This is a genomic window from Chelatococcus sp. KU-N122 (genome assembly GCF_055391085.1).
In genome coordinates this window covers 5,945,497-5,966,760 of the sequence record NZ_AP043981.1, presented here as the reverse complement: position 1 = coordinate 5,966,760, position 21,264 = coordinate 5,945,497, and the positions used below count along the sequence as shown (strand labels likewise).

The following is a 21,264-nucleotide window of genomic DNA, read 5'->3' as shown; positions in this document are numbered from 1 at the left end:
GTCAGTGGAAGGCGTCCGGGCCCAGGCCGGTGACCGGCTGGCGCTCTTTGTCGAGCTCGACGACGTTGCTGCTGCGCGACGGCTTCTTCTCGTTGGCGGCTTTGAACCCGGCGAGCGCTTCCTCATTGGAGAGGCCGGGCGTCGGGGCCTTCGGCGCCGGGGGAGGTCCGCTGCGGCGCCGCGCCCGGCCGGGATCGTCGCCGCGCTCGGAGGCATGGCGCTCGCCAGCGCCCGAGTTGTCGAACACCGAACCATCGTCCGATTGCTTCTCGCCGACGGCGTTCTCGTCGAAGAGATCGAGCTGCGCGTCGAGGCCGAAATCTTTGATGAAGAACTTGACCTGCCGGAGGACGCACTCGCGGCGGCCCTGCCGCAGTGCCATGACCGTCTGCAGGATCTGGATGGTCTTGGCATCGATGCCGAAGACCTCCTGCATGCGCTTCTTCTGGCTGCCGACAGCGCCTGCGGCCGACTGCACCTCGCTCTTGGCCTCGCTCAGCTCGTTGAAGAGCTGCCGGCGCGCCTCCGCCTCCTGCGGAAACTTGGAGAGCGCGTCCGCGGCGACGCTCTGCGCCTTCGCAGCTTCCTTCTCCTCCTTGCGCTTGGCCTTCGCTTCGGGGCTCAGCCGCGGTCGTCCACGTGCCATGGGAAAACTCCTGGGATTTCGATGGTGGGTTTGGGTTGAGGTACTGGCGACCAGTCGGCGAGCCACAGCCAAACCATGTGCTCGCTGAGCGTCGCGGCGGCAGGGTCTCGGCCGAAGTGGGCGAGCACGACGTCGACGCGGCGCTTCGCATGAAGGATCGTCGTGTGGTCTCGGGCGAACGAACGTCCGATACGAGGCAGCGAATACCGGTCCGTCGACACGGCCGCCCAAGCCGCTATCTGCCGAGCCTTGGCGTGTTGATTGTCCCGCTGCGGTCCGATCAGGTGCGCGACGGAGAATTTCGTCAGCAGCTCGGTTGCGACGAGGATGTCGTTGAGGCCGCCGGCGCCGGCTTCGACAGCCGCCATCTTGGATTCGAACAGCGCGAGATCCTCAGGCCGACCGGTCCAAGGTGGCGGCGCTTCTGGCGCGGGCTCCGGCGGTCGGACGCGCTCGATCGGCACAACCGCGAAGCGACTACGCTCGGCTCGCGGTGCCCAGATGCGTGGCAGTACGCTCGACATCACGCAGCCTCTGGCCGAGACAGGCGGGTATGGAAGCCGCAGTAGACCTGCCCGACCGGGGTCTTGTGGCCGCAGAACCGGAAGTTCCGCTCCCCGAATGGCCATCGGCAGTTCCGCTCCTTCAGCTCCGTGAGCGGCAGACCAATCGGAAACGGCTCGCCGCACACGATGCGCGGCACGAACGGCTCCGGCGCCGGAATTGGTGAGGGGGTGGGCTCGCGAATTCGGCCATTCACCCCCTCGGGAGCGCTCGACAGCGCCCCCTTTGCGGACGAGCGGCCTTTCGGCCTCGCCGGCTGGGCGGTGGGTTCATCCCGCCCGGGCCGGTGCTCGCCCGATTTCTTCGCTCGCCGCGGCGTCTCGGACGCGCCAAGGCGGCTGAGCTTCCCTATGACCGCGCACCGGCTAACAAAGCCCAGGCTCGCGGCGATCTCCGAATAGCTGTGGCCGTCGCCGCGCAGAGCGATCGCCCGATCGATGCGTTCCTGCGTCCATCCGGGATCGACGAGCACCGTCACCGGGCACCCGCCGTGTCGTCACCGGCGCCTCCCCTTGGGAAGCTGATGAGCGTCGCGCTGTCTGGCCGCAGATGGCGCGCGATCATGTTCGTCCCGGCGGCTGCCAGCCATTCGACCACGGCATCCTTCGGCCAGTAGGTGACCTCTCTGCCGCCAACCGGTGTCGAGCGCGCGGCGACGCCATGACGCTTGCAGAAGCTGTCCAGCGATCGGCTGATGTCGCCGCTCAGCTTGTTCTGCCGCGGCAGCCCTCGTGGCTCACAGCCGGCGAGCCGGTAGACGCCGCCGACCTCGATGAAATCGGCTGCGTGCAAAGCCACCGCGCTCATCGGATGCTTGATGGCGCGCCAGAGGTGCCGGTGCTCCTCGGTCTGCTGCGCGGCCTGCTGATCGAGCCGGGCCGCGAGCGGCGCCAGCGCATCGCTGACCTGCCGCTGCACGATGCCCTTGAAGCTGCCGAGCAGTCGACGAAAGTCGTCGTCGGCCAGCGACTGCGCCGGCATGGCTGGTGAGGGCGTGGCGGCCACGACCGGCAACGCCCCTTCAATCAGCCGCCGCTCACATTCGATGAAGTAGCGCCGCGCGGCCCGGCCGCGGTCGTTCCGCTCCACCATGGCGAGCTCCTTCGCCATGCCGAGGCTGATGACGTAATCCTTCCGGTTTTGTCCGCCCCATCCATCTCGCTTTCCCGTTTCGGAAAGCGACGCATTATCAATCTGTTGTGCGCCGATTGAAACGCCGTAATCGATGCCGTCTTCGAATCCATATTGGGTAATGCGATCCACGATCCACGCGGCGAACACCTTCCCGACGCCTAGGAAGGCGTGAAGATCGCGGGCATCGACCGTCGGCTGAACACGGCCACCGACTTCCCAGTCAGTGACAGGGACGGCGAAGTCCGGCGAAAGCGGCGCTTCATCCTGCTGCTCTACGGCCTCGGTCGACGCTAAAAGCGGCAACTGCGGAGCGGCCTGCGTCTCGGCCGTCTCCAACTCCCTGCGGTCGAGGGCGAGCTTCGCGGTGGCTATCTTCTGGATGTGGCGGATCGTCTTGCGCACCGTGGCGCGCCGCTGCTGCGGGCCGAGGTGCAGCACCTGCCGATGCTCCCGGCCGCCGACCTTGAAGATCAAGTGCCAGTGGTTGCCGCCGAGCTCGACGCGAAACTCGATGCCGGCATCGGACAGGATCTTGGAGATCTGCCGATACAGCGGATTGGACTGGTACCCCGTCGGCGCGCTCATCATGGACTCCTCTCCCCTGGCCACGTGCGGCGCTCAAGCGCCCATGACGCGGCAAGCAGATGATCGGCGGCCCACATCAGGCCGGCGGCAGCGGCCCGGCACGTCGAGGAGCAGGCCAGAAACGTGAAGCGCAGCAGTCCGCGCATGGGCGTCCCCTCAGAGCGCATCCAGTTGCGCCCGTATCGTTTCGAGTTGTTGCTCTAGGTCGTGCTGGCGCGCGGCGCGCGCGGCCTGGTCCAGCCATGCCGGCGGATGCAGGTAGGCCGCGGCTAGCACTGCCGGGCCGTACGCCGCAACGAGCGCAAGCAAGGCGCCAGCTCCCGGCGCTGACCCGCGGTCGAGCCACTTCTGCACCATCGTGACGCTGAGCATGGTCTCGGCGGCTACGGCTTCCGCGGTCTTGGTCGGGTGCCGCTGGCGCAGCCAAGCGACGATCCTCTCTGAGACAATTGTCCGAGAGTTTACGGACAACTGTCTGAGCTTTTCGGACGACTGTCTCACGGTTTTCTCCGATGCTTTGGGCATCGGAGGCGTGTTGATGCCGACCGCGCGCTGGGAACGCACGGGAGACATCTGACGCCGGACGAACGAGCAGGCGCTGGTAACGCCGTCGCTCGACTCGATCGCCGCTGTTGTCGATGGTGCTAGAACGCTCATTTAGATCGCGCCACCGTGGAGGATGTTGTGACTGGTTACGAAGACTTCGACAAATTCTTGGATAGAGAGTTTCAGAGAGACAAAGATCTGCGCGATGCAGATCTAGGCCGGCTGTCGTTCAAGATGGTATCGGCGCTGATATTTGCCCTTGCGAGAACTGGGAAGCTCGACAAGGATGATATCGACATGCTGTTCGGCCGTTTGCTGGAGAATTCGATTCCCGACCAAGCCATGTCTCGCCTCATTGAAAGCGTTGCAGAGCATGCGGTACAAATTTCTCCGGAGCCCGCGCCAGACGATCCTGCGTCCGAAGAAACAGGAGGCTGATCGCAGTAATTCGCCGCAGATCCCACGTCATGTCTTTCGTGGTGGGATATCCACCTGGGAAGAGCGCATCCCGGCGGCTGCGTTCTTTCCTAAATATTTCGCGCAACGACCGGTAATACACCGGGTCAAACGCGCGATATGCCTCTCTGGCTCGCTCGCGCCGACATATGTTCCGGCGCATCGTCTCGGTCATCTGCCATTTGTAGGTCATAGCTCCCCCCGACGGCGCGGAAGGAAGTCAGGCCGAGTGGATCCTTCGGGCCAATTCTCGGAGAACCATGCCATCAATCGATCGTAGGTTCTCGGAGTAAAGCCTGCGCCTTCGACCAATCGAAAGAAAAAGGTGTTATCATTCAGCGCCTTCAGGCTAGCCATCGAAGGCGCCCCACCTCCGGCCGCTTCAAACGACCTGGCGGTAGCCAGGAGAAGCGCTCGCAGCTTGCTCTCCATCGGCCCATCTGTCCGCCGGGCTTGCTGATCTTGCGGGGAGGATTCGATGCCAAGAAGGGCGCCAGGTGAAATGCCAAAAACTCTGCCGTAGACGACAGCATGATCGTCGTCGAATTCGTTCTGACCGTTCTCGTGAGCGGCATAGGTGGACGGCGTCCATCCATTCCGCATCGCGGCCTGCCGGGCCGACGGATATCCAGCGGCTATGCGCGCAGCTCGCAGCCGATCAGCCTTCGCACTCGCCACGCGCTCCGATCCAGCCGCCTCGGTCGCGCTGACCATGATATCTGCTGCGCCGGGCTCATCGCTTCGGCCGAAGGCGACCGCCATGTCGCGAAAGGACTTGAGGACGTTATCGACGACGCCCTGCTCATCAGAATTCCAGTCGAGAGTGATCGTAATGCGGGGCATCAGGCAGCCCTCCCCGCGTCAACGGGCTCCGGCGGTCGGGCGAAGAAGAGCGTGTCTCGCCACTCCAGGTTCCGCGCCAACGCCTCGGTTCGGATCTTCTGCATCTCGCCGAGATTCGGCGTTAGCTCTCCCCTCTCCCACCTGGAGACGGTCGCCTGGGTGACACCGGCGATCCGAGCGAACTCGGCCTGGGTCACGGCGAAGATGGACTTTCGGATGTGCCGGAGCGAAGTCATGAGCGCATAATATGCACGGTTGCATGCTATGGCAAGCATGAATCATGAAATCGCGCATTCGACATGATTTATGCAATCTCGTATTAAGGCGAGGATGATCCGCTCAGAGCAAATTCGCTCGTTCCTGAAACGCTTTGACATGACGCAGGGCGAGCTAGCCGATCGCGTCCACGTCACCCAGTCGACGGTCTCACGTTGGCTGCGAGGAACGCTCCCCAGTACCGAGCAACAGGCATCGCTTTCAAAGCTCTTCGTCGAAATGGGCTTTGACGATGTTGACCATCCATGGCCACCGCACGTCGCCCCACCGCAGCAGCAGGTGGGGCCGGTTGCGCCGAGCGAACTGGTGCAGGCCTTCATCGCCGGCACGGCGGCGGCGGGCACGTTCAAGGCGGTCGAGGACATCGAGGCCGACCTCAGCGACGAAGACAACTACGTCGTCACGACCCGTGACCAGGATTTCCCTCAGGCGCGGCTCATCGCCGTCCGCGTCGAGGGCGACAGCATGAACGCGCTGAAGCCGCGCCCGATCCTCGACGGCGACATGGTGGTGTGCGTCGATTTCGAGGAAAGCCGGGCCCGGCTGCGCGACGGGATGGTCGTGCTGGTGCAGCAGACGCGCGACGACGGGCAATTGCGTGAGTGGAGCGTGAAGCAGCTCGAGCTCTACGACGACCGAGTTGAATTCCACCCGCGGTCGACGAACCGGAAGCACAAGCCGATCGTCGTGAAGCGGGACCTCGAGGCCGACGATGGCCGGACGGTCGAGGTGCTCGCGATCGTCCGGCGCATCATGAACGAGGTGCCGCTCGGCTAGCGGTAGAGCCGCCGCGGCGGGAGCGGCGGCAGCTTAGGGCGCCGGCTTTGGCCGGTCGGTTCCGGCACAGGCTCGGGCCGCGGCCGCGGTGGTGCCAAGTCCCGCTGCGCGCGCTCAACTGCGGCGACGCTCACCTCGGCAAGCTCGCAGAACCAGCCAACGCGCTCGGTATCGCGCATCAGCCAGTCCAAAATGCCGAGGAAAAACAGGAGGCCGCGCGACACCTTGCGCAGCGTGTCCGGGGTGAGCCCCGTCTCCTCGAAGAACTCGGCAAGGCGTCGCTCGTCCTTGGCCAACGCATCGAGAATCTTGAGGGCCAAGCGTTCGGCGGCGAGCCGGCGATCGCGGGCGTCGAGCGGAATGATCTCGGTCATGCCGCGATCCCCCTCTCGATTTCGCTGGCATCCACGACCGTTCCGATCGTGCTCTCGCATCGCTCGCACTTGAATCGGTGGCTGTGAAGGAAAGCGCTTTCGAGCAGCTCCTCGACTGTGTACGGCGCATCCTCGATGCCGCCAGGAACCCACAGCTCATGCGGGCTGTCCCGCCGGCAATTGTGGCACCGAACCCTTACCCTGAATGCCTTTCCAACACTTCCAGACATGAGCGCGTCCCCTGCAACCGATGCGACACGCTGACTCAGGCCTTGGAACAAATCAAGAACAAATTGACAGATCGTTAACCATGTGGTCGCAGGTGATTCGCGTATCCACAGGCTATGTCCTTCAGGATGTTTGGATTCTGATCTCTGAAGGTTGGAGAGGGGTTGAGCGGTCCTGCATAGACCGCCTCCCCCGCAGGCGAACGCACGAGGGCGTTGCTACGTGGGTAAGCGGTCTATGCAGGGGGACCCTGAAGGCCGGAGCCGGGGATCGCATGCCTGCGCCGCCCGGTGCGCTCGACCGGGAAGTTGGTGGCCTATCTAGGGCGAGCGCCCCGAGCGTCGGTCTTTCCACCTTCGACTGACCTGCGGCTGGACGCTATCCGGGTAGCCGCGTTTTGGGCCACGCAGGCCCTGCCACCCCCGCGTCGCTCCCGCTGATGGCGAGAGAGATTTACGTCGCGGAATTCGTCGGCGCAATATTTTTGATGCATCGATGCATTTTTCCTGTTGCGCGTCCTCATGCAATCGCGCATATTTCATCCATCGGCGCTGTCCCAGCGACGCCGGAGGACGAGATGCTCAATCCCCTCAACGCCAAGCCCAGCACGTCGCCAGCGGTCGATCGCGAGATCTACCTGCCGCTCGTTTTCGACGCCCGGGACGGCACCCTCTACATCCCCGAGACGACCCTTGAGAACGCGACCGCGCAGCGGTGCGCCGAGGCTCTCTGGAGCGGCGAGTACGAGGTCATTGACCACGCGACCGGCCATCGGCTGCAGCACGTCGCGCACGTCCTCCGCTGCCAGGCCGCCGCCGGCACCGCCGCGGTCGCCGATGCCGAAATCGCCGAGATCCTGAGCGGCATCTCCCGTGAAGAGCAGGCCACGCCCAAGACGCAGGCCTTCGATTGGATCGAGGCCCACGGCTGCGAGGTCTACGCGGACGATGAATACCGGTCGGAGCGCAACGACAGCGCCCGCGAGACGGCGAGGGCCGCGTGATGGCTGAGATCGACAACGGCGGCCCGGCCTTTCCGCTGAACGAGCGTCACGATGGCGGAGACCACTACTACAGCCATCCCGGTATGGCGCTCCGGGACTGGTTCGCCGGACAGGCACTCGCCGGGCTCCTGGCGAGCTCTGAAGAACTGCCGAAGGATTGGACGTTCGCGCAGTTCAAGCAGCACTTAGCCGAAATCTCATATGGCTACTCCGACGCGATGCTCGCCGCCCGCAAGCATGAGGGCCGCGCCGATGGCTGACACCCTCCCCGCCAGCGTCGTCGAGGACATCCTCGCCGCCATCGCCCGCGAGCAGACCGAGTGCCAGCGGCGCGCCGACGAGGCCGCCGATCGCGTGGCCGCGGCGCGGGCTGCCGGCGACCGCGATGCGGCCGAGCGTGAGACGATCGAGGCCTATCGCCAACTGGGTGGGTCCGCCGCTCTGCGCCAAGCCATGCGCTCGGCCAGGGCCATCCGCAACATCGCCATCCGCGAACAGGAGAGCCAACATGCAGCCGCGTGACCTCCCCCGCGTGCCGCGGTTCGAGTTCGGCGCGACGCCGCAGGAGATGGCCAGGAAGCTGGTCATTGCCGATGCTGACCTCGACGACATGGACGACGTGCAACGCGTGCTCTGGCGCGAGGGGTACGTCGTGCCGGACGAGGCCATCGTCGAGGCCGTCGCCATCGCCCGCGCCACCAAGGCAAGCGAGGGCAGCCTGTTCGGTATCGTGATGGCCGCGATCGTAGGCGTCATCCTCTTCACCGTCGCCATGCTGTTCGTCGGGCCGGCCCAGGCCGCCAGCCACAGCGTGGCCTACGAGGTGGCTCGCATCTACGCGCGGCTGGCCGCCGTCGCCTTCGGCGTCGTGCTCCTCCTCGCACTGGTCATTGACCAGATCGTGCGCCGCGGCGGCAGGAGGAGCGCGTCGTGACCAGCGGTCTCCGGCCATCGGGCGCCATCAGCCTGGGCGACGCGGCGCGGACGGTCGTCGAGCACGTCCTGATCGAGCTTCGCGAGGCCATCCGGCGCGAGCCGACCAACCAGACCCTGCGCAATCGGCTCGCCGAGTTCGAACGGATCGCCACTGAGCGTCTCGACGACCAGACCCAGGCAGCCAAGGCCGCGGAGTAGCAAGCCATGAACGCACCCGTGAAAATCGACAAGCATGCTGTCTGGCGGGCCCTTCTTGAGAAGGAAGAATCTCCGCCGCGCGATAGCGAATTCACGTCCGGCTTTTGGAAGCAGCCCTCGCCGAAGGGGCACGCCACGCCCATTGCGACCATCGTCAGCGACGAGGATCCAGAAGAAAAGCGCGTTGCCATCGGCACTGGTGAAATTGGCCGCGACATAATCTCGGTTTTCGATCAGGGCGAGTTTCTGGCCTTCATGTCGGACATCTGGCATCGGCTCGAGCCGGTGACCTACGAGGCGTATCTGACGGCATACGAGACCGGAGAATGGCCAGACCTGACGCCGGGCGCGCGCAAGAGCAACAACCCGCCGGAGGGCTTCGATGCGATCGTCGCCGAGATAGAAGAGCTGCTGCGCGATGCCGAGAAGCTGATCAAGGCCGGCCCGGCGAAGAGCCAAGCGGATGCAGACCGGGCGTCGAACCTCAAGACGAAGCTGCAGGACCTCAGCAAGCAAGCCTACGACGCGAAGCGCGCCGAGAAGAAGCCGCACGAGGACGAGGCCAAGGCCGTCGAGAACAAGTGGACCCCCTGGGTCGACAAGGCGAAGCTACGCGCCGACGCGCTCACACGTGAAGTCAGCGGGCCGTACCTGATTGAGCAGAAGCGGCTTGCGGACGCCGAGGCGAAGAAGCTCGCAGAGGAGACCGGCGCGAAGGTCACTGTGAAGGTCGCTGCAGGCGCCAAAGGTCGGCGCACCAGCGTGACCACGGTCTGGTCAGCGAAGATCGTCGATTTCGACGCCGCGCTCGCGGCGCTCAAGAGCCATCCCAACGTCGTCGCCTGCATCCAGGCCATCGCCGATGCCGGGGCGCGCTCGGCCGCCCGGACGCCGATCCCTGGCGTCGAATTCACTCCCCGCGAAGCCGCCCGCTGAGGTCCGCCGTCATGAACGCCATCGTCAAGAGCCCTGTGGAAGCCTTCGTCGGCCAGGTCCTGCCGCCCGAGCGCGCCGAAGCGATGTTCCGCGGGCTCCCCTCGCACATCAAGCCGGAGCGGTTCGAGCGGAACCTCATCAATGCGGTCATGGCCAACCCCGACCTGCTGAAGTCGGACCATCGGCTGGTCTATCGGGAGGTGTCAAAGGCCGCGGCACTCGGCTTGCTGCTCGATCCGCAACTCGGCGAGGCCTACCTGATCCTCGCCTGGAACGGCAAAAACAAGCGCCTCGAGCCTCAGCTCCGCGTCGGCTACAAGGGCCTGATCAAGCTGGCTCGCCAAACCGGCGAGATCGCCAACATCTATGCGCACGAGGTCTGTCGGCACGACCACCTTGAGTGCACGCTCGGCGACGACAAGCGCCTGATCCACAAGCCGGACCTGTTCGGCGAGCGCGGGCCCATCGTCGGCTATTACGCGGTCGTCAAATACGACAGCGGCGAGAAGGACTTCGAGCCGATGTCGGTCGAGCAGATCCACCGGATCCGCGACCGGTCCGACGGCTGGAAGGCCTTCAAGGACGGCAAGATCAAGTCGACCCCATGGTCGACCGATGAAGAGGAGATGGCGAAGAAGACGGTCCTGCGCAGGCTTGTGAAGCGCGTGCCGCAGAGCCCGGAGCTGGCCGACGCCATCAGGATCGAGGATGCGGCAGAACAGGTCGTGGACGCGCCGCGCGCCCAGGGCGCTGGCGTGCGCCTGGTGCCGCCGCCCGCGCCGAAGGCGATCACCACCGCCGTCGTCGATGATCTCAGCGATCCCAATGCGATCGAAGCCGAGGTTGGGGCGGATGAGCCGGCGAATGACGACGGCACGTCGTCGGATGAGCAGGGCGTGGAGGCCGCGGCCGTGGACTGGAAGGCGACGCTTCAAGCCCTGAAGCTGGAGTTCGACCACGCGGACTGCGTGGAGGAAGCCGAGCACATCCGGGATATATTCTTTTCTGAGCACGGCGAGACGTTGTCGGCCGACGAGCGCGACGCTGCGCTGCAGCTCTACGACGAGGCGCTGAAGCGCTTCGAGAAGCCGGCCGCCGCCGCGGCCGCAGATGATGCTGGGCGCAAGGCTGTCGACGACTTCGTTGCCGCGCTCGGCGCCAGCGCCTCTGAAGCGGCAGTCCAGAAGCTGCGCGCCACTTTCGTCGCCGGTCCCTACAAGATCCTGTCCGACGAACAGCGCCAGGGGGCCGAGCAGGCCTTGCAGGCGAGGATTGATCAGCTCGTCGCCGAGGTGACGCAGAAGAAGTCCGAGCACGCCGTCACCGCGGATGCGGCGAAGGCCGCCGCCTCGCCGGTTACGACGCAGGAAGCCGCGGCACCAGCCGGACCGCCAAGCGACGATCCCAAGACCATCGCCGAATACGAGGCACTGCTGAAGCACAAGCTCGAGACCGAGACCGATCCCGACGCGCTGAAGAAGTGGTGGTTCGGCAGCTCGCAGCTTCGCCAGTCCCTCGAAATGCCGGATGCGAAGCGGAAGAGCTGGCGCGATGTGGTCTTCCAGCGCCTGAGCGCGCTGCGGGGCGAATGAGCCATGTCGCGCCGATCCGACGCCCCGACGACGATCCTGACGGTCACCAGGTCAGGCTATGAGCCGGCATCGCCGTACGACGCGGAGATGCACGCCCGCTACCGCGTTGGCAGCGAGGTCGAGGCGCGGCTCAGCGAGCCCAAGTCGCCCAGCCAACTCCGGCTCTACTGGTGGGCGCTCGGAAAGGTCGTCCCGAACCAGGACCGCTTCTCGAATGCCCGGGGCATATCGAACGCGATCCTGATGGAGCTCGGCTACGTCGAGTCCATGTCGCTGCTGGGCGGCGGCATGCACTTCTTCCCGCAGTCGATCGCCGAGATGGAGCACCCGACCTTCAACGCCTTCTTCGACCAGGCGATGGGGCTGATCGCGGAGGAGGTGATCCCTGGGCTGGAGATCGAGCCGCTGCTGAAGCAGGGCCGCGTGCAGGTCGGGAGGTGGTCATGATCAGGACCTCGCCCGCGCCGAAGCGCAAGCGGCCGCCGCTGCTGGTCCAACTGCACGCGGCGCTCCGCCAGCTCGGCCTAGAGCCAGACGAGTGCGAGCTCGATCACGACCCGGCGCTGGGCACGCGCGAGGTCCGCGCCGACGGCACCGATTGGGACCCTCCCCAGCACGACGAGCGCTATCTCGTTTGGCGCCCAAAGCGCGACCACGACGCCAAGACCTTCGGCCCGGGCGGCGAGAAGCGCATCACCACCGCCGGCGGCGACATCCACCGGATCGCGAAGCTCCGGCGCCTGACCGCCGAGCAGGAAGAGCACCGCCGCCGGATGATCGCCAAAGAGCCCGGCGCTGCGCGGCCGCGGTCCGCTCGCTGGCAATCCCGCCCCTTCCCCAAGCGCAAGCAGAAAGGCTGAATCCCATGGACGAGCAGATTTCGCCGGTGACAGCGGCGACGGAGACCAACGGCTGGGAATGGGCGGTCGTCGAGATCTTCGGGCACCGCCGCCACGCTGGCCGGACCAGAGAGGAAGAGCGCTTCGGCGCCAAGATGTTGCGCGTCGATATTCCCGTCGACGGCGACCCGGCCAAGGGCTGGCAGACCCACTACTACGGCGGCGCCAGCATCTTCTCGTTCACGCTCACCGATGAGCAGAGCGTGATGCGCGTCAACAAGCCCTACGAGCCCCCGGCCCGCAGGGTGCTGCCGTCGCCGGACCATATCGCCGCCGACACGGGCCTCAGCGATGAGGATCTCTTCGAGGACGCCATCGGCGACCACGACGACGACGGGCCGTTCTGACAATGACGACCGCCTTACCGCTCGCCTGGCCAGCCAGCATCCCGCGCGCGAAGACCCGGGAGGCTGGCGCGTTCAGGACGTCGCTCGCCGGCGCCCTCGACAATGTCGAGACCAGCCTACGCGCCTTCAGCCGTGACAGCGGCAAGTCGGTGTCGAACATCGTCCTGTCGTCGAACGTCTCGCTCGGCGTGCAGAAGCCGGCTGACCCGGGCGTCGCTGTCTGGTTCGTCTGGGACGGCATCCAGATCTGCATCCCGGTCGACCGCTACCAGACGCCGGCCAGCAACCTGCAGGCCATCCACCATGTGCTTGAGGCGCGCCGAACCGAGCTGCGCCACGGCACCCTCGCGCTGGTGCGAGCCAGCTTCCAGGGCTTCGTTGCGCTCCCGCCGCCCCCGCACTGGTCGGAGACGCTCGGCATCGGCCGAGACGCTACCAAGGCCCAGATCGAGTCTGCCTACCGCGCCCGCGCCAAGGCCTCCCATCCCGACGCCGGCGGCAGCGCTGACGCCATGGCTGCGCTCAACGCGGCGCGCGAGCAAGCTTTGAAGGAGATCGGCAATGCGTGAGATCGTGGTCGATTCCTTCGCCGGCGGGGGCGGCACGTCTGAGGGGATCAAGCAGGCGCTTGGCTATGACCCGGACATCGGCATCAATCATGACGAGCTCGCGCTCGCGATGCACCGGATCAATCACCCCGGCACCCGGCACCTGGTCGAAGACGTCTGGTGTCGAAGATCGACGGGCACGGGAGCGACCCGACCCGGTGAATACGATCACGGCCGGCGGCGGCTTGGCGGTCGTCGCCCCGCATCTCATGACGATGCGCAACGCGGACAAGCCGTTCCGCGTGGTTGCCGCCGGCGGACTCGGTGCGCGCCGGGGCATCTGCTGGCGCGTCCCGGCGATCGGAGCCGCGCAAGTTGAGCATGTGCGCCGCGACGACGCCCTGCTGGCTGAGGCAGCAGCCGGCCGGACCGGACGGCCTCCGACTGCGGATCGCCGTGCGTCCTACGTCATCACCGACATCGGCATGCGCATGCTGACGCCGCGCGAGCGGTTCAGCGCCCAGAGCTTCAGGCCGGACTACATCATCGACCGCGGCATCCGCGAGGACGGCAGCGTCGTGATGCTCACCGCGGAGCAGCAGGGCCGCATGTGCGGCAACAGCGTCTGCCCGGTGATGGCCCAGGCGCTGGTCGCCGCCAACTACCGGCCTCGCGAGGTCGCGCCGCGCCGCGCGGCCGCCGATCTCCCCCTCCTCACCGCAGCAGGATGACCATGATCCGCGCCGCCCTCCTCTGCCTCGCCCTCGCCGTCACCCCGGCAGCCGCGGAGACTGTCGTCGACGGCAGCCGAATCGTCATCGTCGATGGCGACACGGTCAGCCTGCCCGGCGGCGAGCGCATCCGCCTGCTCGACATCGACACGCCGGAGACGTTCCGGAGCCGCTGCGAAGACGAGCTCGCCGTCGGATTGCTGGCGAAAGAACGGCTCCGCGAGCTGTTGTCAGGCCCCGTCGACGTCGAGCGCCACGGGCACGACCGGTACCGCCGGACGCTGGCGCGGCTCTACGTCGGCGGCCGCGATGTCGGGTCGGTGCTGCTGAGCGAGGAACTCGCCGTCCGCTGGCGGCCCGGGCGCGCCGCCTGGGAGCAGCGGCTGGCGCACTGGTGCCCGAGGGGGACGCGATGAGAGACCTGCCAATCCTGTTCAGCGGGCCGATGGTCAGCGCCCTGCTCGACGGCCGCAAGACGCAGACGCGGCGCGTTCTGACGTCGGCGCGGGTCTTCGCGACGCCGGAGCGGCCGGCGTGGACCCTCAAAGGAGACGACCTCACCAGAGCGCTCCAGAATGCTTCTCGCTGGCGCAGCTTGGGAGGCGACGGTTGGTATTGGGAGGCCGACGCATTCCCCTGGCAGGCTCCAGCCGAGCGAACCGGGTGGATGGCTCACCTGTCGTATGCCACCGGTCAGCGCCTGTGGGTCCGCGAGGCTATTTGCGCCATCGAGGACTGGGACGCATACGACTATCACATCGAATATCTGGCCGACGGAGCCAAGGTCAAAGTAGCAGATCACGGCGACGTCGACTCCGACGCTTACGGAAACTGGTGGACCGTTAACGCCTACCGATCAAGCGACCCGGATCTGGCCGGCGGCAAGGACGTTCCGTCGATCCACATGCCCCGCTGGGCCTCCCGCCTGACGCTCACCGTCACCGACGTGCGCGTGCAGCGGCTCCAGGACATCAGCGAGGAGGATGCGATCGCCGAGGGAGTCGTCCGCCAGAACGTGGTCATTGGGGCGCATTGCTCACCCGGGCGCCATACCGAAATCACCGCTGACCGACATTGGCACGGCATGGGCGATGACGATGAGGATGGCCACGAGTTCGCCAGCGACGCGTTCGCGGCCCTCTGGGACGTCATCAACGGCCCCGGTTCCTGGGACGCCAACCCCTGGGTCGTAGCGACAACCTTCGAGGTCCACCGCACGAACATCGACGCCCTGCCGGCGCGGGAGGCTGCCTGTGGCTGATCCCCAAATCGCGCTTCGCGATGAGATCCTCGACGTGGTGCGACGTAGCGGCGTCATCGGCCCGCGTCTCGGCGAGGTCAACGCCGCAGTCGCCTGCATGGGCGCCGCCGCCGTCTGCATCGCGCTCCTGCACGAGTCGAACCGCGCACAGGTCGTCGAATACATCGTCGAGTCCCTGCCGCTGACCGTCGAGCGCCGTGCCGCCGAGATCCAATCGGGCGCCTTCGACGAACATATGGATAGGAGGCGCAATTGACCCCATCCCAAGCCAAAGAGCTACGCGCACGGGAGGGGATTACCGCGGGCGACCTCCGATCGCTGATAGACGCGCTCGGCGACGTCGCCACCGATGACATCGCATGGTCCGAAGGAATCACGCCGCCGGCGAGCGCCGAGGAATTCGCGCTCGAGGCCATCTTCGTGATCTGCAACTCGGGCATGACAAACACCATCGCGCGCCAGATCTACGAGCGCGTCTCAGCCGCGCTACGGAGCGGCCAGCCCGCGGCCGCCAAGTTCGGCCACGTCGGCAAGGTCGCGGCCATCGAGACGATCTGGCGTGACCGCGAGCAGCTCTTCGGGGCCTACCTGGCGGCGTCCGACAAGGTCGCCTGGTGCGAGACGCTGCCGTGGATCGGCGGAATCACGAAGTACCACCTGGCCAAGAATTTCGGGGCCGACGTCGCCAAGCCGGATGTGCATCTCCAGCGCCTCGCCGACCGAGAAGGCGTGACCGCGCAGCAGCTCTGCGAGCGGCTGGCCGCGGCGACAGGGTACCGGGTCGCGACCGTCGACCTGATCCTCTGGCGCGCATGCGCGAACGGCATCCTGAACTCTCGCACCGGGGAGATGTTGCATGTCGCCTGACCCAACCACCACCCGCCAGCTACGCGCTCGCGTACCTCACGGTTCAGACGGTCGGAACACGTTCATCATCTTTGCCGAAGCGGTAGAGCGCCGCGCCGAAACCTCCCGCACCCCCGCGGCGTCGTCGTGGCTGATACCCACGGCGAGCGTCGATTACATCTCGCACCTGATCTGCACAGAGGTCGCCGAACTACCCGACAGGACATCGCCCGACGGCTGGCCCGACGCAATGATTGTCACGGCGGACGAATTGCGCCGGATCGTCATCGGCGCCCTCGTGTCCGCCCCACCCGCCCCCGGCCACACCGACCTCATGATCTCTCCAGAGGGGATAGATGAGGCGCTGGCGTCTGTCCCGCCTGCTGCCGCTCCGGGTGAGCCGGTGCCCATAGGGTGGATCTCTCCGGCCCAAATGCAGTGGCTCGCCTCTCACTTGGGCTACGCCACCATTTACAATCGATCCACCAAGGGCGCTTGGCCCGTCGATGATGCCGCCATACCCCTCTACACCGCCCCGCCCGACCTCGCGGCGCGGCTCGCGGAGGTGACTGAGCAGCGCGACCTCCTGAAGGCTGAACGCGACTTCTGGCAACAAGCAGCCGCCCGTGATGAAGCCAAGATTGCGGAGGCGGAGCGGGAGTGCAACGCAGCGCGCGCTGATTGCGATCATTGGTCCCGCGACTATGACGAGCGTGGACGCGTGCTGGCAGCCGAACAGACTATGCGCCAAGCCGCCGAAGCCAAGCTAGCGGAAGCGGAGCGCGTCATCAGAGGGCAGATCGACACCATCGCAGCGACGGGTGCCACCAACGATGCGCTGCGGGAGCGCGTGCGGGGACTTGAGGAGAAGCTGGGCGAAGAGACCGCCATCGTTACGCGGATTTGGGAAATCCTCGGGAACCCCACTTACGAGGAACTGGCCGGACGGAGCATCTACGACCTAATCGACAGCCTGAAAGCCGATGCCGAGCTAAACGATGGAGCGGCATCATGACCGCGCCTCTGTGCCCGTGGTGCGGGGCCTACAGCCCGCAACAATGCGAGCTTGAAGAGGATATGGGCGTCTGCTCGTGGGATGAGAGCGGAGAATACGAGAGTGCCTGCGAAGAACCCTCCCGCGCCGCCCTGTCCGCAGCCGCAGGCAGCCCCGAGCCAAACGGAGACTAGCAATGACCAAGAAGTGCCCACGCTGTGGCTCGACATCTCCGCATCTGCACCCGGCAACAGCCTTCGAAGGCGAGGTAGAGGTGTGCACACACGACTTCCACCTTACGCCAACACCGCAGAACACCTCAGCATACATCAATGCGGTTCACGCGAAGCGAACCAGGCAGGCCGCAGACAGCCCCGCCGCCGAGAGCGAGGGAGGGGTGTCGTGAGCCGGGTGAAGCAACGCCTTTCCGATCTGCTAACCAAGGCCCTCAGAGAGGCAGGATACAGCGTCGCGAAGGTTGATCCGAAAGATCTTACCGAAGCAAAGGGTTGGCACCGCACCAGTCGTCACTGGAGCAACGAGGCATTACGCTGGGAAGCATTCATCCCTCTATCCGGTAGTCAGGTGTCCGTGCGCGTCAGCTCGTTCGCGACAATGACCGATATTGCCAAGAGCGGCGGCGTTCGGATCAGCCGAGACGGCAATATGCACGTATGGGCAGACACCGCCACCCCCACCAGCGCAGACGGGAGGTGACGGGATGCCACAAGCAACCGAGCAACAGCGAGCAGAGATGCGGCGGCGCTTCGGCGATATCGACGACGGGCCGCCGATCCGCTTCCTGCGTGATGCCGGATACGTGCTCAGGTCTGATTTCTACTGGTCGCCGAAGCCAGGCGTGGCGGACGAGAAGGACATGACAGAGGACGAATGGTCGTGCCTCGCGTTCCTGATGGATGAATGGGACTACGGCGGCCTCTGGATTGAGCATCGCGACCGTCGTGCCACCAGACTCGAAGGATTCGAGCCATGACACCTGATCATCGCGCTGTGCTGAAAGCGCTGTCGAGCGAAGGCGACGACTATCCATACCTCAAATTCGAAGTTATCTCCGAGAGAACAGGGCTCAATGTCCAGACGGTGAGGCGCGTAGCGCGCGACCTGAGGCGAGAAGAACTCGCGGACTTTGGCAGGGGCTTGTGCACCGACGAAGGCGCCTTCTACGGATCTGGCTACCGCATCACACCCGCCGGCCGCCGCGCCCTCTCCGACAGCGCAGGGAGGGGGTGATGCGTATCGCAAAAGCCAAGCCATGCCCATTCTGCAAGTCAACGGACAACTTCGTCGAGTGCATGGATTTCGGATCGTTCGCTGTCGTCTGCAACGACTGCGGGGCTCGCGGGCCTGACGCGGATGGCGATGAATGTGACCCAGATGCCGAGAGCTCCGAAGGACGTCGCAATGCGACCAACGCATGGAACTATCGGCGCCGCCGCGCCCTCGACCAGGGAGGCGACCGTGGAGCGTGAAGGCATCCCGGCCCGGCGCGCCGTCGAGATTGCTGCTTCAAACGGCGGCACCATCATGGTGAACACGCTCCGGAACTGGGGCGCAGACCGCATGACGCGCGCTTGTCGCCGAGCGAAGAAAAAGGGCTGGCTGCGCCCGGCCGGTGGCAAGCCCGATCGTTTCAGGTTCGAGGTGACCGACGCCGGACGCGAGATGCTGAAGAGCATCGACCAGGGAGCGCGGACAGGATGGAAACGCGTGAAGAAGCCGATCTTTCGCGCCTGCTGAAGGTCCTGCGCGACACGGATTGCATCGAAGACGATCCGTGGTTGGCGGCCAAGGCAATGCGGCAGGCTGCCGACACGATCGAAGCCCTCCGCACCGCCAAGGCCGAAACCGTACGGCGCGCGGTGGATGCCGAGCGCGAGGCATGCGCCGTCATGGCCGAGCAAGAAGCCGCCAAGCGCCGAGACTATGGCGCCTCGCTCCATCATGACGTGCTGCAACAGCGCGAGTTCGCATCGGCTGTCGACATGCGCATATTCGCCACGCAAATCCGTGCCCGCGCCCGCCAAGAGACAGGAGGGGCGTGATGGTCAGCTTTGACAATTGGATCGAGCAACTGCGCGAAGACGTGATCCAGGGCGAGTACGGCTACGAGCCCGGCGAGTTCACGGTCTACCCGCCGCTGTGGATCGGGCTCTATGACGATGGTCTTACGCCAGCTCAGGCGTTTCGGCGGGCGCTCGATGCACACGCCGATGACCGCCGGGAAGAGGACGCACAGCGCGCTGAAAACTGGGAGCGCATCAAGCGTGAGGATGCCGAGGCGGTCCGGCGCTGGCGCGAGGCACATCCCCATGCCTAGGCCCCTCCCCGACAGGGCGGAGGTGGAGCGCGGGCCGCTGCGCGTGCTCGTCTGCGGCGGCCGCCACTACGCCAAGGTCCACGAGGTCTATGGCGCGCTCGACGATGTCCTCGCCCAGGCCGGGCCGACCATGCATCTCATCAGCGGCGGTGCTGGTGGTGCTGACACGCACGCACAACGCTGGGCGACGGCCCGCTGCGTCGCCCACACCACCTATCCGGCCGAGTGGGACAGACTCGGCCGCGCCGCCGGCCCGATCCGCAATCAGCGCATGCTCGACGATGGCAAGCCGGATCTGGTGCTCGCCTTTCCTGGCGGCGCCGGAACGGCCGACATGGTGCGCCGAGCCAGGGCCGCCGGCGTTCCCGTGCGCGAGGCCGGCAATGGCTAGGCCCTCCCCCGCCCAGCCGCCGCGAGCGCCCGCGGTCCGGTTCGCTGTGGATCCTGGGGACATCCCGGCCGAAAAGGCGGCTCGCCGGCTGCACCTGACGGCAACCGAGTTCCGCGACGCGCTGCCGAAGTTGCTCGCCCGCGGCTTCCCGGCGCCCGACCCGACCACCGGCATGTTCGACCTCGAGGCGATCGATCGCTGGCGCCACGCACGGCACCTCCGCCTTTTCCCCGAGTTGACGGCGGCTCAGCCGGTCGGCGAAGCTCCACCCGAGAAGAGCATGGTGGAGCTGCTGCGTGAGGCCCAGGAGCGGAAGCGGCGTGGTTGACCTGCCCGTCCATACTAAGCGGCGCACGAAGCCAAACGGGCGCTCCTACATCCACTACGAGCGGCACCGCGGCACGCCGCGCGCATGGCCCCGCATCAGCCTTCCCAGCGACCCGGCGACGTCGGAGTTTTGGCGCCGCTATGAGCAGTGCTCGCGGCTGGAGGCCGAACGTGCTGGGACGTCGTGGTCATTTTGGCTCGTAGTGGGCACCGCGCGCGTCCCTGTCGACGCCGCCCCGAAGGATGCCGCAGCATTCTGGGCTGCGATCGACAAGGCCGAAGCGTCCGGCGCCCGCGCGGCCGCAGCCGACGGCAAGACCTTCTCCGGCTTGATCGAAGCCTACAAGGCCCACGACGCATTCAAGAAGCTCGCCGACAGCACGCGGACGGAATATGCCCGATACCTCGACCTCATTGCCGAGGCCTGGGGCCATAAGCCGGTCCGGGATCTGACCACAGCCGAAGCGCAGGGCGGCATCGACCTATTCCAGGATCGGCCCGCCGCTGGGCGCATGTTTCGCGCGGTGCTGTCGCGCGCGATCGACTGGGGCATACCCCGCGAGTTCAGCGATCGGAACGTTGTCGAGAAGACAGAAAAGGTCGGCGGCGACAGCGACCCATACACGCCGTGGCCAGATTGGGCGTTCGAGCTCTGGTTCGAGCACGCCCGGCTGGCGCTCCACCTGCCGGTCTATTCGGCGCTCTACACCGGGCAGCGTCAGGTCGATGTTATAGGCATGCGACGCCCGCGATTCGACGCGACGGCCACCGAACTGATTGCCCGAAAGACCGGCGCGACGGTATGGGTGCCGATCCACTCGGAATACCGGCAGATCCTCGCTGCAGTTCGGGCTGACCATACGATGCTCCATCTGCGCGAAGATGGTGAGGCTTGGACGCAAGCCGCCTTCAAGACGTCCTGGCAGCGCGAGATGACGTTCGGCCGCCCCGGCGAGAAGGCAACACCGGAAGCCAAGGCCAGGGCTGCCCAGGACGCCGCCGACAATCCGGCGAAGACCACCGCGATGACGCGGCTGCGGGACGAGGGAATCGTGTTCCACGGCCTGCGCAAGAACGCCGTGATCATGCTGCTAGAGGCCGGCTGCACGACGGCCGAGGTCGCCCATCTGGTCGAGATGAGCGAGAAGATGGTCAACCATTATGCCCGCGACGTGAACGCGCGGCGGCTGGCCACCAGCGCCATGAAGAAGCTCGAGGCCGGCTGGGCGGAGGCGCGGTCCGCCCTGTTTGGGCTCGCTCGAAACAGGCTCATTGGATGACTGAAAGCGGTTGCCAAACCCCATGTTTTCGCGCCCTTTTTCGCGTGATCGCCCATGACCGATTGGCAACCGCGAGCGCTGAATTTGCTCGATTTTTTGCCAGGACTACATTTTTTGTAATCAGGGGGTCGGGGGTTCGAATCCCTCAGCCGGCACCAGTTAAGGTTCTTGTTTATTTTCAATCACTTGTGCCTTCACTAGAGTCCTG

At 65.9% G+C, this 21,264-nt stretch carries 36 protein-coding genes; 28 read left to right on the top strand and 8 right to left on the bottom strand.

Going from position 1 to position 21,264, the window contains the following annotated elements; genetic code table 11:
* Position 1 precedes the first annotated feature (1 nt).
* From ACZ5PO_RS26945 to ACZ5PO_RS26925, 5 genes are all read right to left on the bottom strand, one after another.
* Positions 2 to 646: a hypothetical protein gene (locus ACZ5PO_RS26945; protein ID WP_464185176.1), complete on the bottom strand. Its 645-nt coding sequence runs from the start codon at positions 644 to 646 to the stop codon at positions 2 to 4.
* Complete coding sequence (locus tag ACZ5PO_RS26940; protein ID WP_464185174.1) at positions 622 to 1,170, bottom strand: helix-turn-helix domain-containing protein; 549 nt, start codon at positions 1,168 to 1,170, stop codon at positions 622 to 624. The genes ACZ5PO_RS26945 and ACZ5PO_RS26940 overlap by 25 nt, the downstream gene beginning before the upstream one ends.
* Complete coding sequence (locus tag ACZ5PO_RS26935) at positions 1,170 to 1,688, bottom strand: GcrA family cell cycle regulator (protein ID WP_464185173.1); 519 nt, start codon at positions 1,686 to 1,688, stop codon at positions 1,170 to 1,172. Before ACZ5PO_RS26935 ends, ACZ5PO_RS26940 begins: the two co-directional genes overlap by 1 nt.
* Positions 1,685 to 2,932 carry an antA/AntB antirepressor family protein gene (locus tag ACZ5PO_RS26930; protein ID WP_464185171.1) on the bottom strand — a complete coding sequence of 416 codons (1,248 nt, stop codon included), beginning with the start codon at positions 2,930 to 2,932 and terminating at the stop codon, positions 1,685 to 1,687. Before ACZ5PO_RS26930 ends, ACZ5PO_RS26935 begins: the two co-directional genes overlap by 4 nt.
* A 153-nt stretch (positions 2,933 to 3,085) precedes the next feature.
* Entirely contained in the window at positions 3,086 to 3,586 is a 501-nt protein-coding gene (locus ACZ5PO_RS26925) for a hypothetical protein (RefSeq protein WP_464185169.1), read from the bottom strand.
* A 27-nt stretch (positions 3,587 to 3,613) separates the two neighbouring features.
* On the opposite strand from ACZ5PO_RS26925, the gene ACZ5PO_RS26920 reads away from it, so the two are divergent.
* Complete coding sequence (locus ACZ5PO_RS26920) at positions 3,614 to 3,913, top strand: hypothetical protein (RefSeq protein ID WP_464185167.1); 300 nt, start codon at positions 3,614 to 3,616, stop codon at positions 3,911 to 3,913.
* 207 nt (positions 3,914 to 4,120) lie between these two features.
* On the opposite strand, the gene ACZ5PO_RS26915 is transcribed toward ACZ5PO_RS26920, so the two are convergent.
* Together ACZ5PO_RS26915 and ACZ5PO_RS26910 are read right to left on the bottom strand one after the other, a co-directional pair.
* On the bottom strand, positions 4,121 to 4,774 hold the full coding sequence (locus tag ACZ5PO_RS26915; protein WP_464185165.1) for a helix-turn-helix domain-containing protein: 654 nt from the start codon (positions 4,772 to 4,774) through the stop codon (positions 4,121 to 4,123).
* A complete protein-coding gene (locus tag ACZ5PO_RS26910; RefSeq protein WP_464185164.1) occupies positions 4,774 to 5,049 on the bottom strand; it encodes a helix-turn-helix domain-containing protein in 276 nt (91 codons plus the stop codon). Before ACZ5PO_RS26910 ends, ACZ5PO_RS26915 begins: the two co-directional genes overlap by 1 nt.
* A 55-nt stretch (positions 5,050 to 5,104) precedes the next feature.
* Between ACZ5PO_RS26910 and ACZ5PO_RS26905 the strand changes: the two genes are divergently transcribed.
* Positions 5,105 to 5,827, top strand: coding sequence for a LexA family protein (locus tag ACZ5PO_RS26905; protein WP_464185162.1), 723 nt, complete (start codon positions 5,105 to 5,107; stop codon positions 5,825 to 5,827).
* Here the strand turns inward: ACZ5PO_RS26905 and ACZ5PO_RS26900 are convergent.
* The gene (locus ACZ5PO_RS26900) at positions 5,824 to 6,201 is read right to left on the bottom strand and encodes a DUF3572 family protein (RefSeq protein WP_464185161.1); all 378 of its coding nucleotides are present in this window, start codon (positions 6,199 to 6,201) and stop codon (positions 5,824 to 5,826) included. The two genes, ACZ5PO_RS26905 and ACZ5PO_RS26900, sit on opposite strands and share 4 nt — an antisense overlap.
* A 667-nt stretch (positions 6,202 to 6,868) precedes the next feature.
* On the opposite strand from ACZ5PO_RS26900, the gene ACZ5PO_RS26895 reads away from it, so the two are divergent.
* The 26 genes from ACZ5PO_RS26895 (at position 6,869) to ACZ5PO_RS26770 (ending at position 21,056) form a co-directional block, all read left to right on the top strand.
* A complete protein-coding gene (locus ACZ5PO_RS26895; RefSeq protein ID WP_464185160.1) occupies positions 6,869 to 7,432 on the top strand; it encodes a hypothetical protein in 564 nt (187 codons plus the stop codon).
* Positions 7,432 to 7,692 (top strand): hypothetical protein, encoded by a 261-nt coding sequence (locus ACZ5PO_RS26890; protein ID WP_464185158.1) that lies wholly within the window; start codon positions 7,432 to 7,434, stop codon positions 7,690 to 7,692. Before ACZ5PO_RS26895 ends, ACZ5PO_RS26890 begins: the two co-directional genes overlap by 1 nt.
* On the top strand, positions 7,685 to 7,954 hold the full coding sequence (locus ACZ5PO_RS26885) for a hypothetical protein (protein ID WP_464185157.1): 270 nt from the start codon (positions 7,685 to 7,687) through the stop codon (positions 7,952 to 7,954). The genes ACZ5PO_RS26890 and ACZ5PO_RS26885 overlap by 8 nt, the downstream gene beginning before the upstream one ends.
* A complete protein-coding gene (locus tag ACZ5PO_RS26880; protein WP_464185155.1) occupies positions 7,941 to 8,366 on the top strand; it encodes a hypothetical protein in 426 nt (141 codons plus the stop codon). The genes ACZ5PO_RS26885 and ACZ5PO_RS26880 overlap by 14 nt, the downstream gene beginning before the upstream one ends.
* A complete protein-coding gene (locus ACZ5PO_RS26875; protein WP_464185153.1) occupies positions 8,363 to 8,566 on the top strand; it encodes a hypothetical protein in 204 nt (67 codons plus the stop codon). The genes ACZ5PO_RS26880 and ACZ5PO_RS26875 overlap by 4 nt, the downstream gene beginning before the upstream one ends.
* Positions 8,567 to 8,572: 6 nt before the next feature.
* Positions 8,573 to 9,502, top strand: a complete 930-nt coding sequence (locus tag ACZ5PO_RS26870; RefSeq protein ID WP_464185152.1) for a hypothetical protein — start codon at positions 8,573 to 8,575, stop codon at positions 9,500 to 9,502.
* Positions 9,503 to 9,513: 11 nt separating this feature from the next.
* Entirely contained in the window at positions 9,514 to 11,094 is a 1,581-nt protein-coding gene (locus ACZ5PO_RS26865) for a recombinase RecT (protein WP_464185150.1), read from the top strand.
* Positions 11,095 to 11,097: 3 nt separating this feature from the next.
* Positions 11,098 to 11,541, top strand: coding sequence for a hypothetical protein (locus ACZ5PO_RS26860; protein WP_464185148.1), 444 nt, complete (start codon positions 11,098 to 11,100; stop codon positions 11,539 to 11,541).
* Complete coding sequence (locus ACZ5PO_RS26855) at positions 11,538 to 11,954, top strand: hypothetical protein (RefSeq protein ID WP_464185146.1); 417 nt, start codon at positions 11,538 to 11,540, stop codon at positions 11,952 to 11,954. Before ACZ5PO_RS26860 ends, ACZ5PO_RS26855 begins: the two co-directional genes overlap by 4 nt.
* 5 nt (positions 11,955 to 11,959) lie before the next feature.
* A complete protein-coding gene (locus ACZ5PO_RS26850; RefSeq protein WP_464185144.1) occupies positions 11,960 to 12,340 on the top strand; it encodes a hypothetical protein in 381 nt (126 codons plus the stop codon).
* A 2-nt stretch (positions 12,341 to 12,342) separates the two neighbouring features.
* Positions 12,343 to 12,909, top strand: a complete 567-nt coding sequence (locus ACZ5PO_RS26845; RefSeq protein ID WP_464185142.1) for a J domain-containing protein — start codon at positions 12,343 to 12,345, stop codon at positions 12,907 to 12,909.
* A gap of 197 nt (positions 12,910 to 13,106) precedes the next feature.
* Positions 13,107 to 13,619, top strand: coding sequence for a hypothetical protein (locus tag ACZ5PO_RS26840; protein WP_464185141.1), 513 nt, complete (start codon positions 13,107 to 13,109; stop codon positions 13,617 to 13,619).
* Between the two features lie 2 nt (positions 13,620 to 13,621).
* Positions 13,622 to 14,035 (top strand): thermonuclease family protein, encoded by a 414-nt coding sequence (locus ACZ5PO_RS26835; RefSeq protein WP_464185140.1) that lies wholly within the window; start codon positions 13,622 to 13,624, stop codon positions 14,033 to 14,035.
* A 29-nt stretch (positions 14,036 to 14,064) separates the two neighbouring features.
* Complete coding sequence (locus ACZ5PO_RS26830) at positions 14,065 to 14,880, top strand: hypothetical protein (protein ID WP_464185139.1); 816 nt, start codon at positions 14,065 to 14,067, stop codon at positions 14,878 to 14,880.
* Complete coding sequence (locus tag ACZ5PO_RS26825; protein WP_464185137.1) at positions 14,873 to 15,136, top strand: hypothetical protein; 264 nt, start codon at positions 14,873 to 14,875, stop codon at positions 15,134 to 15,136. The genes ACZ5PO_RS26830 and ACZ5PO_RS26825 overlap by 8 nt, the downstream gene beginning before the upstream one ends.
* Positions 15,133 to 15,747, top strand: coding sequence for a hypothetical protein (locus ACZ5PO_RS26820; protein WP_464185136.1), 615 nt, complete (start codon positions 15,133 to 15,135; stop codon positions 15,745 to 15,747). Before ACZ5PO_RS26825 ends, ACZ5PO_RS26820 begins: the two co-directional genes overlap by 4 nt.
* On the top strand, positions 15,737 to 16,741 hold the full coding sequence (locus tag ACZ5PO_RS26815) for a hypothetical protein (RefSeq protein WP_464185134.1): 1,005 nt from the start codon (positions 15,737 to 15,739) through the stop codon (positions 16,739 to 16,741). Before ACZ5PO_RS26820 ends, ACZ5PO_RS26815 begins: the two co-directional genes overlap by 11 nt.
* A gap of 381 nt (positions 16,742 to 17,122) precedes the next feature.
* Positions 17,123 to 17,437, top strand: a complete 315-nt coding sequence (locus ACZ5PO_RS26810; protein WP_464185133.1) for a hypothetical protein — start codon at positions 17,123 to 17,125, stop codon at positions 17,435 to 17,437.
* 4 nt (positions 17,438 to 17,441) lie between these two features.
* Positions 17,442 to 17,714, top strand: coding sequence for a hypothetical protein (locus tag ACZ5PO_RS26805; RefSeq protein WP_464185132.1), 273 nt, complete (start codon positions 17,442 to 17,444; stop codon positions 17,712 to 17,714).
* Positions 17,711 to 17,971 (top strand): hypothetical protein, encoded by a 261-nt coding sequence (locus ACZ5PO_RS26800; protein ID WP_464185131.1) that lies wholly within the window; start codon positions 17,711 to 17,713, stop codon positions 17,969 to 17,971. Before ACZ5PO_RS26805 ends, ACZ5PO_RS26800 begins: the two co-directional genes overlap by 4 nt.
* A gap of 228 nt (positions 17,972 to 18,199) precedes the next feature.
* Complete coding sequence (locus ACZ5PO_RS26795) at positions 18,200 to 18,478, top strand: hypothetical protein (protein WP_464185130.1); 279 nt, start codon at positions 18,200 to 18,202, stop codon at positions 18,476 to 18,478.
* Positions 18,439 to 18,783: a hypothetical protein gene (locus ACZ5PO_RS26790; protein ID WP_464185129.1), complete on the top strand. Its 345-nt coding sequence runs from the start codon at positions 18,439 to 18,441 to the stop codon at positions 18,781 to 18,783. Before ACZ5PO_RS26795 ends, ACZ5PO_RS26790 begins: the two co-directional genes overlap by 40 nt.
* Entirely contained in the window at positions 18,783 to 19,058 is a 276-nt protein-coding gene (locus ACZ5PO_RS26785) for a hypothetical protein (protein WP_464185128.1), read from the top strand. The genes ACZ5PO_RS26790 and ACZ5PO_RS26785 overlap by 1 nt, the downstream gene beginning before the upstream one ends.
* A complete protein-coding gene (locus ACZ5PO_RS26780; RefSeq protein ID WP_464185127.1) occupies positions 19,051 to 19,449 on the top strand; it encodes a DUF2493 domain-containing protein in 399 nt (132 codons plus the stop codon). The genes ACZ5PO_RS26785 and ACZ5PO_RS26780 overlap by 8 nt, the downstream gene beginning before the upstream one ends.
* Positions 19,442 to 19,777 carry a hypothetical protein gene (locus ACZ5PO_RS26775; RefSeq protein ID WP_464185126.1) on the top strand — a complete coding sequence of 112 codons (336 nt, stop codon included), beginning with the start codon at positions 19,442 to 19,444 and terminating at the stop codon, positions 19,775 to 19,777. The genes ACZ5PO_RS26780 and ACZ5PO_RS26775 overlap by 8 nt, the downstream gene beginning before the upstream one ends.
* Positions 19,770 to 21,056, top strand: coding sequence for a site-specific integrase (locus ACZ5PO_RS26770; protein ID WP_464185125.1), 1,287 nt, complete (start codon positions 19,770 to 19,772; stop codon positions 21,054 to 21,056). The genes ACZ5PO_RS26775 and ACZ5PO_RS26770 overlap by 8 nt, the downstream gene beginning before the upstream one ends.
* Positions 21,057 to 21,264 lie beyond the last annotated feature (208 nt).

Bases quoted from the DNA above. Each gene is read 5' to 3' on its own strand.
- ACZ5PO_RS26945 (WP_464185176.1), bottom strand. From the start codon at position 646: ATGGCACGTGGACGACCGCGGCTGAGCCCCGAAGCGAAGGCCAAGCGC.
- ACZ5PO_RS26940 (WP_464185174.1), bottom strand. From the start codon at position 1,170: ATGTCGAGCGTACTGCCACGCATCTGGGCACCGCGAGCCGAGCGTAGT.
- ACZ5PO_RS26930 (WP_464185171.1), bottom strand. From the start codon at position 2,932: ATGATGAGCGCGCCGACGGGGTACCAGTCCAATCCGCTGTATCGGCAG.
- ACZ5PO_RS26925 (WP_464185169.1), bottom strand. From the start codon at position 3,586: ATGAGCGTTCTAGCACCATCGACAACAGCGGCGATCGAGTCGAGCGAC.
- ACZ5PO_RS26915 (WP_464185165.1), bottom strand. From the start codon at position 4,774: ATGCCCCGCATTACGATCACTCTCGACTGGAATTCTGATGAGCAGGGC.
- ACZ5PO_RS26910 (WP_464185164.1), bottom strand. From the start codon at position 5,049: ATGCTTGCCATAGCATGCAACCGTGCATATTATGCGCTCATGACTTCG.
- ACZ5PO_RS26905 (WP_464185162.1), top strand. From the start codon at position 5,105: ATGATCCGCTCAGAGCAAATTCGCTCGTTCCTGAAACGCTTTGACATG.
- ACZ5PO_RS26900 (WP_464185161.1), bottom strand. From the start codon at position 6,201: ATGACCGAGATCATTCCGCTCGACGCCCGCGATCGCCGGCTCGCCGCC.
- ACZ5PO_RS26895 (WP_464185160.1), top strand. From the start codon at position 6,869: ATGGCGAGAGAGATTTACGTCGCGGAATTCGTCGGCGCAATATTTTTG.
- ACZ5PO_RS26890 (WP_464185158.1), top strand. From the start codon at position 7,432: ATGGCTGAGATCGACAACGGCGGCCCGGCCTTTCCGCTGAACGAGCGT.
- ACZ5PO_RS26885 (WP_464185157.1), top strand. From the start codon at position 7,685: ATGGCTGACACCCTCCCCGCCAGCGTCGTCGAGGACATCCTCGCCGCC.
- ACZ5PO_RS26880 (WP_464185155.1), top strand. From the start codon at position 7,941: ATGCAGCCGCGTGACCTCCCCCGCGTGCCGCGGTTCGAGTTCGGCGCG.
- ACZ5PO_RS26870 (WP_464185152.1), top strand. From the start codon at position 8,573: ATGAACGCACCCGTGAAAATCGACAAGCATGCTGTCTGGCGGGCCCTT.
- ACZ5PO_RS26865 (WP_464185150.1), top strand. From the start codon at position 9,514: ATGAACGCCATCGTCAAGAGCCCTGTGGAAGCCTTCGTCGGCCAGGTC.
- ACZ5PO_RS26860 (WP_464185148.1), top strand. From the start codon at position 11,098: ATGTCGCGCCGATCCGACGCCCCGACGACGATCCTGACGGTCACCAGG.
- ACZ5PO_RS26855 (WP_464185146.1), top strand. From the start codon at position 11,538: ATGATCAGGACCTCGCCCGCGCCGAAGCGCAAGCGGCCGCCGCTGCTG.
- ACZ5PO_RS26850 (WP_464185144.1), top strand. From the start codon at position 11,960: ATGGACGAGCAGATTTCGCCGGTGACAGCGGCGACGGAGACCAACGGC.
- ACZ5PO_RS26845 (WP_464185142.1), top strand. From the start codon at position 12,343: ATGACGACCGCCTTACCGCTCGCCTGGCCAGCCAGCATCCCGCGCGCG.
- ACZ5PO_RS26835 (WP_464185140.1), top strand. From the start codon at position 13,622: ATGATCCGCGCCGCCCTCCTCTGCCTCGCCCTCGCCGTCACCCCGGCA.
- ACZ5PO_RS26830 (WP_464185139.1), top strand. From the start codon at position 14,065: ATGGTCAGCGCCCTGCTCGACGGCCGCAAGACGCAGACGCGGCGCGTT.
- ACZ5PO_RS26815 (WP_464185134.1), top strand. From the start codon at position 15,737: ATGTCGCCTGACCCAACCACCACCCGCCAGCTACGCGCTCGCGTACCT.
- ACZ5PO_RS26805 (WP_464185132.1), top strand. From the start codon at position 17,442: ATGCCACAAGCAACCGAGCAACAGCGAGCAGAGATGCGGCGGCGCTTC.
- ACZ5PO_RS26800 (WP_464185131.1), top strand. From the start codon at position 17,711: ATGACACCTGATCATCGCGCTGTGCTGAAAGCGCTGTCGAGCGAAGGC.
- ACZ5PO_RS26790 (WP_464185129.1), top strand. From the start codon at position 18,439: ATGGAAACGCGTGAAGAAGCCGATCTTTCGCGCCTGCTGAAGGTCCTG.
- ACZ5PO_RS26785 (WP_464185128.1), top strand. From the start codon at position 18,783: ATGGTCAGCTTTGACAATTGGATCGAGCAACTGCGCGAAGACGTGATC.
- ACZ5PO_RS26780 (WP_464185127.1), top strand. From the start codon at position 19,051: ATGCCTAGGCCCCTCCCCGACAGGGCGGAGGTGGAGCGCGGGCCGCTG.
- ACZ5PO_RS26775 (WP_464185126.1), top strand. From the start codon at position 19,442: ATGGCTAGGCCCTCCCCCGCCCAGCCGCCGCGAGCGCCCGCGGTCCGG.